We start from the raw sequence: 11,762 nt of genomic DNA, 5'->3' as shown, positions 1-11,762 counted from the left end.
AGTATGAGCCTCAGCGACGTGCAGCGCGATCTGGGCTTTTCCAGCGCCCTGCCGCCGACGCCGGAACTGCTCACCCAATTGGCCGCCTATAACCGCGCCCGCAAAGAGCGACGCGAGCTTAAGGCGCAAACGCAGAGCCCGGCTCAAGATAACCCGTCTATGGCCGCCCCCGATATGGCGGGCCAGATGGCGGGCAAGCAGCCGCCCCCGATGGACGATCAGCGCCTGCCGCAGGCCGTCAGCTTTGCCGAGGTCGCCGCGCGGCTGAAGGTCTGGGGCGACGCCCGCATCGGTTTCCATGAGCGGTTGGTGATGTTCTGGGCCAATCATTTCGCCGTGTCGGTCGATAAGGGCCTGCCTGTGCGGATACTGGCCGGAGCCTATGAGCGCGAGGCCATCCGCCCACACATCACCGGGCGTTTCCGCGACCTGTTGCTGGCGGCCGAGCGTCATCCGGCCATGCAGGTCTATCTGGATAATGACGCCTCGATCGGGCCGAACGCCCGCGCCAACCGCAATGGCAAGCGCGGCCTGAACGAAAATCTGGCGCGTGAAATCCTCGAACTGCACACGCTGGGCGTCAATGGCGGCTACACGCAGGCCGATGTGATGCGCTTTGCCAAGGTGATCACCGGCTGGGGGATCGATCGAACGGGCAAGGGCGACGGCTTCCGCTTTAACCCCAATGCCCACGAACCGGGCCCGCAGACGATCCTGGGCAAGACCTATGCCGATGACGGCGAAGCGCAGGGCATCCGCGTGCTCGAAGACCTCGCCCGCCACCCGGCGACGGCCAAACACATCGCCACCAAGCTGGTGCGCCACTTCGTCAGCGATCAGCCGCCCGCCGCACTGGTCGAACGGCTGAGCCAGCGGTTCCTTGAGACCGACGGCGACCTGAGCGCCGTCTATGCGACCCTGATCGCGGCCGAAGAGAGCTGGAGCGCGCCGCGCAGCAAGCTGCGCCCGCCACAGGAATATGTGATCGCCAGCCTGCGGGCGCTGGATACGCCGATCCAGCCGCAGCGCTTCCTGCAAACCCTGCGCGTGCTGGGTCAGCCCCTGTGGCAGCCGCCCGGCCCTAATGGCTTTTCCGATCTGGCCAACGTCTGGGCCACGCCCGAAGGCCTGAACAACCGCCTCGACCTCGCCTATCAGCTCTCCGAGCGCGTCGCCGAAAAGACCGATCCGCGCGTCTTTGCCGAAGAGCGGCTGAAAGGCCTGATTTCCGAGACCACCCGTCGTTCGGTCGCCCTGGCCGAAACCCGTCCGCAGGGCCTCGCCCTCGTGCTCCTCTCCCCCGAATTCATGAGGCGTTGATATGACTCTCGACCGCCGCTCCTTCCTCGTCGCCTCCACCGGCCTGTTTGCCTCAGCTGTCCTGCCACAGAGCGCCTTTGCTGCGGGACGTGATCCGCGCTTCGTCGTCATCATCCTGCGTGGCGCGCTCGATGGTCTTGCCGCCGTGCCGCCGGTCGGTGATCCCGATTTCTCAGCCCTGCGCCCCCCGGCATGGGAGGGTGAGGCCCTGCCGCTCAATGGCTTTTTTGCCCTGAACCCGGCCATGCCCAACCTGAAACGCCTCTATGGGGCGGGTCAGGCGGCGGTTGTCCACGCCTCGGCCACCCCTTATCGCAACCGCTCGCACTTCGATGGTCAGGACGTGCTGGAGTCGGGCTTTGACGTGCCCGGCCACGCCGATACGGGCTGGCTCAACCGCCTGATCCTGTCGCTGGGGCAAGGGACCAAGATCGGCGCGGCGCAAAAATCCCTGTCGGTCGGCACGCTGACGCCGCTGGTCATCCGTGGCGAAGCCCCCCTGCTCGGCTGGGCACCGCAGCAGTTGAAGGCCGCCGATCCCGACCTCGCCCCGCGCCTGCTGCGCCTCTATGGCGAAACCGATCCGGCCCTGATGACCGTGCTGCAAGAGGGCATCGACACGGGCAAGATCGCCTCGGGCATGAACCCGATGATGGGCGGCGGTGGACCGGCCGTGGCCATGGTCGATATGGCCAAGGGGGCCGCAGCCCTGATGGGACGTGACGACGGCCCGCGCATCGCCGCCATGGCCTTTGACGGCTGGGACACGCACACCGCCGAACAGCGCCGCCTCACACAGCTTCTGAGCGGCCTCGATCAGTCTCTGGCGGCTTTTGAGCAGGGTCTGGGGGCGAAATGGGCCGACACGGTGGTGCTGGTGGCGACCGAATTTGGCCGCACGGCGCGCTTTAACGGCACGCAGGGCTCCGACCACGGTCAGGCCACGACGGCCTTCCTTGCCGGTGGTGCCGTCAAGGGCGGACGCGTCATCGCCGACTGGCCGGGCCTGAAAGCCGCGCAGCTCTATGAAGGGCGCGACCTCACCCCGACCACCGACCTGCGCGCTGTGGTCATGGGCGTGGCCCGCGACCATCTGGGGGCCGATGTGCGGCGGCTACAGACCGACGTCTTCCCCGGCGCGCTCAGCGTCAAACCGCTGGACGGTTTGGTGTAAGATCACTCCGCGATAAAGCCGCCTGTCTGGCGGGCCCACAGGCGGGCATAGAGTCCCTGCGCCGCCAGCAATTCCGCATGGGTGCCGGTTTCGATAATCCGCCCTTCGTCCAGCACGACCAGCCGGTCCATCCGCGCGATGGTGCTGAGGCGGTGGGCGATGGCGATGACCGTCTTGTCCTGCATCAGTTCGATCAGGCTGTCCTGAATGGCCGCTTCGACCTCGGAATCGAGCGCGGCGGTGGCTTCGTCCATGATCAGGATGGGCGCGTTTTTGAGCAGGACGCGGGCGATGGCGATGCGCTGTCTCTGACCGCCGGACAGCTTGACGCCGCGTTCCCCCACATGGGCATCAAGGCCTGAGCGCCCCTTGTTGTCGCGCAGGTCGGGGATGAAGTCCCAGGCGTGGGCGCGGCGGGCGGCCTCGATAATCTCTGCGTCCGAGGCCCCCGGCCGGCCATAGGCGATATTGGCGCGGATCGAACGGTGCAGCAAAGACGTGTCCTGCGTCACCATGCCGATATGGGCGCGAAGCGAGTCCTGCGTGACGTGCGCAATGTCCTGACCGTCGATGCGGATGTGGCCTTCGCTGAGGTCGTAGAGACGCAAAAAGACATTGACCAGCGTCGATTTGCCCGCGCCGGACGGCCCGACCAGACCGATCTTTTCGCCCGGCGCGATGGTCAGGTCGATACCGTTCAGCGCCGCTTTGCCTTCGCCGTAGTTGAAACGCACCCGGTCAAATTGCACCTCCCCCGCCGTTACGGTAAGGGGTTGGGCGTCCGGGGCGTCACTGACACTGTGGGCTCTGGCGATGGTCTCTATCCCATTCTGCACCGTGCCGATATTTTCAAACAGGCTGGTGACCTGAAACATCACCCAGCCCGACATGTTGAGCACGCGCTGCGTCAACGCGCCAACCAGCGCGATGGCCCCGACGGTGATCTGCCCCTGCCCCCACAGCCACACGGCCAGCACGCCGGTCGAAAGCAGAAGGGCGGCATTGAGACAGGCAACGAGGATATCCAGCCGCGTGATCAGGCGCTGCTGTTGCTGCCATTTGGCCGTATTGTCTTCCAGCGCCTCACGCACATAGGCGTCTTCGCGCGACGGATCGGCGAACAGCTTGACCGTCTGGATATTGGTGTAGCTATCGACCACGCGCCCGACCAGCGCCGAACGGGCTTCGGAGGCCTGCTCAGAGGCGCTCGACAGCTTCGGCACAAAGCGCCAGCAGATCAGGCCATAGCTGATCAGCCACAGACTCAGCGGCACGATCAGGCGGATGTCGGCCTGAAAAAACAGGTAAAGCGCGCTGGAAAAATAGACCAGCACATAGAGGAAGGTGTCACACAGGGTGATCAGGGTGTTGCGCACGCTCGACGCGCTATCGACGACTTTGGACGCCACACGACCGGCAAAGTCGTTGGAAAAGAAGCTCATCGACTGACGCACCACGTGGCGGTGTGACTGCCAGCGGATCAGGGCCGGAAAGTTGGTCGTCACCCCCTGTTGCAGCAGCAGCGACTGGATCAGCACCAGCAGCGGCCAGCCTATGCCCAGCAGGAGAAGCATAGCGGTGAAGTAGCGGCCGTGCTGCGCCCAAAGCTGCGACGGCTTTGTGGTGTTGAGGATGTCCACAATGTCGGCGATGAAGCGGAAGATCATCACCTCGGTCAGGGTGACCAAAAGGCCCGCCGCCAGCACACCCGCAAAGACCGGCCAGGTCTGACGCAGATAGACGAGAAAATAGGGCACAATCGACGCCGGCGGGGTCGTTTCCGGATAGGGCCGGAACGGGTCAATCAGGCGCTCAAAACGGCGAAACAGGGCGGTCAGCATGGCACAGCTTTCGGATGGGGCCGCACGCATGGCAGCCGCGCCGGTCAGGAGGCGTCAGTAGCCGAAAGCGGCGGATCGTGTCATGCTCAAAAATGAGAAAACCGGAGGTCCCATGCCCAATACGCTTCTGATCCTGTGGCCGATGGGGGCGCTGGCCGCCCTCACCTTCGTCATGCTGACGGGCATTCTGATCACCCGCCTCGCGGCGGCCAAGGCCGGAAAGGTGACGCCGCGCGACTTCGCCTTTGGGGAAAGCGAGCGGGTGCCGAAACAGAGCCGCCTGATCAGCCGCAACTATTCGAGCCTGTGTGAACTGCCCGTGCTGTTCTATGTGATTTGCGTGTTGCTGTTTGTCACGAAGACGGTCAGCGATGGGCAACTGATACTGGCCTGGGCCTATGTGGCCTTGCGTGTCCTGCACAGCCTGATCCATGTGACGATCAACCACATCCTGTTCCGCCTGCTGGCCTTTGCGGGGTCGGTAACGGTGCTGCTGACGATGTGGGCGCTGTTTTTTGTGCGGCTGGCGTGAGACCGCGCTCCCTTGTACCTCCCCAGTTTACTGGGGAGGGGGACCGCACGAGTCTGATGCGCGTAGCGACAGCAGGTGAGATGCGGTGGTGGGGGCCTTTCTGAGAGCGCATTTCGTTCAGGTTGAATCATAAACGGGCCTAAACCGACGTCGCCTTCAGGCCGATAATCGCCACCAGCAGCATCCCCAGAAACAGGAGCCGCATCGGCGTCACCGCTTCGTGGAACAGCACGATGCCGAGGATCGCCGCCCCCAGCGCGCCAATCCCCACCCACACGCCGTAGGCCGTGCCGATGGGCAGGCTTTGCGCCGCCTTGGCCAGCAAGAACATACTCCCGGCCAGCGTCACCAGCGTGAACAGGCTCGGCACCGGCTTCGTAAAGCCGTGGCTGTATTTCAGCCCGATGGCCCAGCACACCTCCAGCAGCCCGGCAATAATCAGATACACCCACGGCATCGGCAAGACCGTCGTCATGACAGACTCCTTTGAAAACATCATGTCAGGGAGCGTCGTCTTGTCTGTCCGCAAACGGCTTACGGTCCCGGTACGGCGCGTCTCGTCGGGAACAGATCAGCTATAGCAAAAGCGCCGCGCCGGATAAAGCCCTGATCGGGCTCAGCTTTTGGCCACATTACAGGCCTGTAAGTTATTACGCAAAATTCATTAAATAAATCAAATGATTAAATCCCGTTCATGACGTTCATTTAATTTGAAACTATCGGCGGGCTGCGGCATACCCACCTCACCGGCGGACGAAACACCGCCCCGCACAAGCAAACTTCAAACCGAATACTTACCTAACCGAAAGGATATCATCATGCAAATCTCTCTGACCGGCGCCACCTTCCTCAGCTTTGCCGCCTTCCTGACCATCGCCCTGCTCAGCATCTAAGCCATTACTTACATAAACCGAAAGGAATACATCATGACTCGCTACCTCACCCCGCTCTACTTCCTGTCGATCACCGCCTTCTGCGTGATCTCCCTCCTCACCATCGCTTAAGGATCATTGCCATGACCAACGCTCTGACCGGCCTGTTCTTCCTGTCGTTCGCCGCCCTCGCTACCGTCGCCCTGCTCGTTATTTGAGTAATGCTGACAGATGAGTGACGCGTAACGACAGGGAGGCGCTGATGCCCACCGCACAGCCACACAAAACCAAACAGCCAAAAAAACGGGCGGAAGATCACTCTTCTGTCCGTTTTTGTTTTACGCCACCCGATGCGGCAGCACCCGCCCGTCTTCCAGGCGGTCCAGATGGCCGTAATCATCGAGCGTCCGCAGCAGGCTAAGTATGCGCTGACGATGGCGCGACCCATTGGCAAAGGCGCGCACCACCTCGTCTTCGGACAGCCCGCCGGCACGTTCCACGGCCTTCAGCACCGCAAAGGGCTGCGCGTCGCGGCTCTTGGGGAATTCCGGCCGCAGGATTTCGGCGGAGACAGCCTCCAGCGCCAGTTCACCGGTCTGAATCGCCGCACGGGCAAAGCGCGCAATCTGATAGTCGGGCCGCAGCCAGCGCACCTGCCCCGCCGCTTCTTCCGCCGCGCGTTCGCGGTTGAGTGCCACCAGATGGGCCAGAACCGCATCGTCACTCAGGTCTTCGGCCCAGCCATAGGCCGCCATCACCGCCCGGTCGAGCCGCTCATGATACTCCTTCAGGATCAGCACCAACCCGTCATCGAAGATACGCCGCGCCTCCGCTGTCAGGGCCTCTGGCGCGATCCCGGTCTTGAGGCGTTCCAGCACATTGTAAAGCCCGGTCAGGGTCAGGTGCGGATGCTCGGCCAGCACGCGCTTGCGGTGTGCATCCAGCGCTTCGGCGATATCCCCGATGGCCTGTCGCTGCGCCAGATCGGCCGGCGGGAAGGGAAACGGATCGAAGCAGCGGGATTTGACGTAAACCGCATCCCCTTCATACATACCGATCTTGGCGGAGTTGGCCACGTACCAGAGAAAGTGCGCTCTGGAGTGCAGCACGCCTAAACCAAAACCGTCTGAAAGCGCGATATTGACCAGCTTGTTATCCGGCAGAATCGACGCATCAAGAAATTGAAATACCCGGTGCTTGGCGGTTTCCACCGTCGCAATATAGCGCGGCAGGCCTCTCAAGCCCTCTCGTAAATCCGTACTTTTTCGCCCGAAAAGCCACCAGTTCACGCGCCTGTACTCTTCGTTATTGAGGTCCCTTTCGGGTTTAACCTGCAATAAAACATGCTGATAGACTTTAGGATATTTCGATCGAACTTCATCAGAAGACAGACCGTGAAGGTCGATAACCATCACTCCACGAGACACGCCCATCAAATCCCGACCGTTCCGGTAATGTCGGATATGGTTTTCGAGTCTCTCTTGCCTGCCAAGGCCAAGATATTCCGCCTGCTTCGGCGTAACCATGAACCCTGCACCATGCAGCGCAACGCCTCTTGTCGCCAGCCCCTCATTCGCCATAAGCCCTCTGGCCGAGGCCACATCCACCCCCACGGTCAGATCGGCATGGATGCGCCCGGTTTGCGCCTGATAGCGGATATGCGGGTCGTCGCTGTCGAGCCCGCTTTCGGCGGTGACGCTTTCCAGAACCCCCTCATGCGTGCCGGCGCGCGCCACCGTCATGCTGATGCGTACCGCCGCCGAATCCTTCGTCGCCCGCGTCCATGGGTGATCAGCAATGGCGTAGATCAGGCTCAGCGGCTTTTTGGCGGTCAGCCACCGTTCAAGCGTTTTGCGCTGAAACACCTGGGTGATCGAATTGGTGGTGACAAAGCCAAAGCGCCGCAGCCGCGTCTTTTTGCGCGTCAGTATATCGGCCGCCCGGTCCCACCAGTACATGACGAAATCGGCGCTGTCGTTCATCGCCTTATGCGCGCTCCACAGGGCTTCGACATAGGGCCCGCCCAGACGGTCGCGCACATCCTTGCCCCCGATAAAGGGCGGATTGCCGACGATGAAATCCGCTTCGGGCCACTCAGGCAGCCGTGGATTCGCATAGCCTGCCGAAGCGGCCGGATAGCCGTCCCACGTCAGCACGGCATCCTTGCGGACAATATTGCGGAAATCCCTCAGCACGGGGTCGTTCGGATGGCTGGCGTGGGTGCGATAATGCCATTGCAGATAGCCGATCCACACCACCAGCTCAGCAATCGCTGCCGCGCGCGGGTTCAGCTCGATCCCCAGAAACTGATGCGGATTGACCGTCGTGGCGTCGATCATCATGGTGTCGCCCAGATCGAGCGACAGCTCCAGCACCTCAGCCTCCAGCCGCTTGATCAGCTCCAGCGCCGCATAGAGAAAGTTCCCCGTCCCGCACGCCGGGTCCAGCACGTGCACGTCGCACAACCGTGCGTGAAAGGCCCGCAAGACGGCCTTGGCGGCTTCGGTGTCGCCTCTGGCCTTGGCATCTTCGACCGCGGTGCGCGCCGCGCGCCACTCTTCGCGCAGAGGCTCCACCACCACCACGTGGATCAGCCGGTCCACATAGGCGCGCGGCGTGAAATGCGCCCCCAGTTTCAGGCGCTCCTGCGGGTCCAGCGCCTGCTCCAGAAGGGTGCCGAAAATCGCCGGCTCCACCAGCGTCCAGTCCGCCCTCGCCGCCTCGATCAGCTCCCCGATCTCCTCGCGCTGAAGCGGAAAGGCCCGCGCATTCTTGAACAGGCCGCCGTTGAAGCGCCGCAGCCGCGCGGCCATACCGGGGTGGAAATCCCCCGTATCCATGGCCTGCCACAGGGTCTCCATCATCGGCACAAAGATGTCCGGCGTGTCGAGACAGGTCCCCAGCAGCGTCTTAAAACTGTCCTTGGGCAAAAGCGCTACGTCCTCGGCAAACATGGTGAAGACGCAACGCATCAGGAACGGTGCCACCTCTTCGGCGGGATGGTTTTGCTTTTCCAGCGCTCTCGACACTTCGGCCAGCCGTTTGGCGATGCCGCGCGTCACCCGCGCCCGCTCTCGCGTCGGGTCCAGGCTGAGCGGGTCGTCCCAGATGGCCCTCAGCCGCGCCCGGATCGCCTCATCACGCAGGTCTTCGAGATAGATGCGAAAGCCGTTGCGGTCGGGGAACTGCGCATAGTTGCGCCCCGTGCCGCTGAAATCGGCAAAGACCTCAAAGCTGTTGCCGACGTCGCACACGATCAGGAAGGGCGGCGCCTTATGATCGGTCGGCAGGCGGTACACATAGCCTTCGGCCTGTGAGCGGGCGCGCATCATCAGCGTGTCCCAGCGTTTGGAGGTGGTGCGCCGCCCCAGCGCCTCGCCATCAAACCCCGGCAGGGGCACCTGATCCGCACGATCCCTGGCCTGCGACTGCTTGGCCTCAAGGATAAAGGCGTCGCGCTTATAGAGGTCGATGCGCTTGGTCGAGCGGACGCCTTCGGACTCGCGTGAGCGCACCGGGGCTTCGAACTGATAGGCCCCCAACCGCGCCCCGCCGCTCGCCGGATCGGGCCGCGCGACGCCCAGCACATCGCACAGCTCGCTTAGAAACAGGGTATAGTTGGCGCGCTCCGCCCCGCCCTCACCGCGCGTCCAGCGGCGCAGAAATGCCTCAGTATCCATTCACCCCACCCCTGAAGAGAGATGAGGGCAATTGCTACTTTAAATTGCATTTCTGTAAAGCGCTATTTTCGGGCGGCCCAAACACAAACGGCGCGGGATTGCGCCCGCGCCGTTGCCATCTTGTGTTGGAAAGCGCCGATTAACCGGGCCAGTTATCCCGCCCATTAACCGGGGCTGACCATGTTTTCCGGGCGGACGTACTGATCGAACTCTTCGTTGGTCAGGTAGCCGCCACCGACCGCCTCTTCGCGCAGCGTCGTGCCGTTCTTGTGCGCGGTCTTGGCGATCTTGGCGCAGGCATCATAGCCCAGACGCCCGTTCAGCGCCGTCACCAGCATCAGCGAGTTTTCGACGCCCTTACGGATATTGTCGATGCGCGGCTCGATCCCCGCGACACAGTTGTCGGTGAACGATACAGCCGCATCGGCCAGCAGACGCACCGATTGCAGGAAGTTATAGGCCATCACCGGGTTAAAGACATTCAGCTCAAAATGCCCCTGCGACCCGGCAAAGGTCAGGGCGGCGTGGTTGCCGAACACCTGCACGCAGACCTGAGTCAGCGCCTCGCACTGGGTCGGGTTGACCTTACCCGGCATGATGGACGAACCCGGCTCGTTTTCCGGCAGGGCCAGTTCGCCCAGACCGGCGCGCGGGCCCGAACCGAGGAACCGGATATCATTGGCGATTTTGAACAGCGACGCGGCCACCGTATTGATGGCCCCGTGCGAGAAGACCATGGCGTCGTGTGCCGCCAGCGCTTCAAACTTGTTCGGCGCCGTGGTGAAGCTTAAGCCCGTGATGCGCGCAATGGCTTCGGCCACGCCCTCAGCGAAACCGATCGGCGCGTTGAGCCCGGTGCCGACCGCCGTACCGCCCTGCGCCAGTTGCATCAGCGCCGGCAGCGTCGATTCAATGCGCGCAATGCCGTTTTCGACCTGCTTGGCATAGCCCGAAAACTCCTGACCCAGCGTCAACGGCGTGGCGTCCTGCGTATGGGTGCGGCCGATCTTGATGATCTCGGCCCAGGCCTTCGCCTTGGCATCAAGCGCGGCGTGCAGGTGCTTCAGCGCCGGCAGAAGGTCGTGCACGATCTGCTCAGCGCAGGCCACGTGCATGGCGGTCGGATAGGTGTCGTTCGACGACTGCGACATATTCACGTGGTCGTTGGGGTGCACCGGCTTCTTCGAGCCCATCTCACCGCCCAGAATTTCGATGGCGCGGTTGGAGATGACTTCGTTGGCGTTCATGTTCGACTGCGTGCCCGAACCGGTCTGCCACACCACCAGCGGGAAGTGCTCATTGAGCTTGCCGTCGATCACTTCATTGGCCGCCTGAATGATGGCATTGGCGATGGTGGCGTCCAGCTTGCCCAGCGACTGATTGGTTTCCGCCGCCGCGCGCTTGACGATCCCCAGAGCCCGCACCACCGGCAAGGGCTGCTTTTCCCAGCCGATCTTGAAATTGCCGAGGCTGCGCTGCGCCTGCGCGCCCCAGTATTTCGAATTATCGACCTCGATGGGGCCGAAGGTATCGGTTTCGGTACGTGTCGCTTTGGTCATGACGGGAGTCTCCGTTACTGCCGGGGCATCCACGACCGGGGCCTGAGACGTTTGGGTCTTAGCCGCCTTAGCCTTCGATTTTTTCTTGCCGAACAACCAGCCGAACATGGATGCACCCCTCCTGAAAATCTGCGGCTTTCAGTGGAACATTTGCCCCAAAAGGGCAAGGGGTTTTGTGGGGTGGGGGGCGGCGCAGACAAACGACGCTTTGATGAAAATTGATTTTCAAATCTACCCCTGATAGATTTATACCTTAATACAAGACAGTCTACATCAAACGCAAAAAATGGGGGAGCTCATGGACGAGCGTAGCAAACTATTATTATCTATAACCCAGACTATTAAAACATATAGATATGGTGAATTGCCAGAACCAAATGTTGAGCATGTTGATAGATGGGCAAGTCAATTTAATAAAGAAAATCAATTACCATTCCTTAGAGAATTCGATTATGTAATCAAACAAACTTTTCTTTCAGAAGAGTATGTAAACGATTTTCTCGTTAAACTTGTAAAAAACAAAGACATTGTTGGTTCGAACCCGGTTGCATATTGGTCAAAAGCAAATCTTCTGAGGATACAACAGGACGGCCAGAGCCAAAAGGCGATGGTGAAATTATTTTCCAAAATACTATTAGACAAATTGATGATTGACTCGGAAAAAAGGTAAGCGTAAACACGCACCCATGTTGCGGATCTGACGATTTTGTGGATCAGGCGCCGGCTTTATCTGGCTTAAAATTCCATGGCATCAACTCGTCGAGACGAGAGACGGTCCAGCCGT

The 11,762-nt window shown here is 61.5% G+C and carries 8 protein-coding genes; 4 read left to right on the top strand and 4 right to left on the bottom strand.

Annotation, left to right across the window (positions count from 1 at the left end):
* Both Q0072_RS11025 and Q0072_RS11020 read left to right on the top strand, forming a co-directional pair.
* A partial coding sequence (locus Q0072_RS11025) for a DUF1800 family protein (RefSeq protein WP_298329781.1) occupies positions 1-1,320 on the top strand: 1,320 nt, incomplete at its 5' end.
* Position 1,321: 1 nt separating this feature from the next.
* Entirely contained in the window at positions 1,322-2,494 is a 1,173-nt protein-coding gene (locus tag Q0072_RS11020) for a DUF1501 domain-containing protein (RefSeq protein WP_298329778.1), read from the top strand.
* Positions 2,495-2,496: 2 nt separating this feature from the next.
* Here Q0072_RS11020 and Q0072_RS11015 read toward each other — a convergent pair whose 3' ends face one another.
* Positions 2,497-4,365: an ABC transporter ATP-binding protein gene (locus Q0072_RS11015; protein ID WP_298329776.1), complete on the bottom strand. Its 1,869-nt coding sequence runs from the start codon at positions 4,363-4,365 to the stop codon at positions 2,497-2,499.
* A gap of 82 nt (positions 4,366-4,447) precedes the next feature.
* Here Q0072_RS11015 and Q0072_RS11010 point away from each other — a divergent pair, with 82 nt between their 5' ends.
* Positions 4,448-4,867 carry an MAPEG family protein gene (locus tag Q0072_RS11010; RefSeq protein ID WP_298329773.1) on the top strand — a complete coding sequence of 140 codons (420 nt, stop codon included), beginning with the start codon at positions 4,448-4,450 and terminating at the stop codon, positions 4,865-4,867.
* 139 nt (positions 4,868-5,006) lie between these two features.
* On the opposite strand, the gene sugE is transcribed toward Q0072_RS11010, so the two are convergent.
* The 3 genes from sugE to fumC form a co-directional block, all read right to left on the bottom strand.
* The gene (gene sugE / locus Q0072_RS11005) at positions 5,007-5,324 is read right to left on the bottom strand and encodes a quaternary ammonium compound efflux SMR transporter SugE (protein WP_366941799.1); all 318 of its coding nucleotides are present in this window, start codon (positions 5,322-5,324) and stop codon (positions 5,007-5,009) included.
* A gap of 753 nt (positions 5,325-6,077) precedes the next feature.
* A complete protein-coding gene (locus Q0072_RS11000; protein WP_298329766.1) occupies positions 6,078-9,419 on the bottom strand; it encodes a DNA methyltransferase in 3,342 nt (1,113 codons plus the stop codon).
* Between the two features lie 164 nt (positions 9,420-9,583).
* Entirely contained in the window at positions 9,584-10,978 is a 1,395-nt protein-coding gene (fumC, locus tag Q0072_RS10995) for a class II fumarate hydratase (RefSeq protein WP_298329784.1), read from the bottom strand.
* A gap of 298 nt (positions 10,979-11,276) precedes the next feature.
* On the opposite strand from fumC, the gene Q0072_RS10990 reads away from it, so the two are divergent.
* Entirely contained in the window at positions 11,277-11,648 is a 372-nt protein-coding gene (locus Q0072_RS10990; protein ID WP_298329764.1) for a hypothetical protein, read from the top strand.
* The last annotated feature ends 114 nt before the right edge of the window (positions 11,649-11,762 follow it).

The organism is Asticcacaulis sp., from assembly GCF_027484505.1.
Lineage (GTDB): Bacteria > Pseudomonadota > Alphaproteobacteria > Caulobacterales > Caulobacteraceae > Asticcacaulis.
The sequence above is the reverse complement of the archived record's forward strand: the minus strand, read 5'-3'. Positions and strand labels throughout refer to the sequence as shown.

Bases quoted from the DNA above. Each gene is read 5' to 3' on its own strand.
- Q0072_RS11015 (WP_298329776.1), bottom strand. From the start codon at position 4,365: ATGCGTGCGGCCCCATCCGAAAGCTGTGCCATGCTGACCGCCCTGTTT.
- fumC (WP_298329784.1), bottom strand. From the start codon at position 10,978: ATGACCAAAGCGACACGTACCGAAACCGATACCTTCGGCCCCATCGAG.
- Q0072_RS11020 (WP_298329778.1), top strand. From the start codon at position 1,322: ATGACTCTCGACCGCCGCTCCTTCCTCGTCGCCTCCACCGGCCTGTTT.
- Q0072_RS10990 (WP_298329764.1), top strand. From the start codon at position 11,277: ATGGACGAGCGTAGCAAACTATTATTATCTATAACCCAGACTATTAAA.
- Q0072_RS11010 (WP_298329773.1), top strand. From the start codon at position 4,448: ATGCCCAATACGCTTCTGATCCTGTGGCCGATGGGGGCGCTGGCCGCC.
- Q0072_RS11000 (WP_298329766.1), bottom strand. From the start codon at position 9,419: ATGGATACTGAGGCATTTCTGCGCCGCTGGACGCGCGGTGAGGGCGGG.
- sugE (WP_366941799.1), bottom strand. From the start codon at position 5,324: ATGCCGTGGGTGTATCTGATTATTGCCGGGCTGCTGGAGGTGTGCTGG.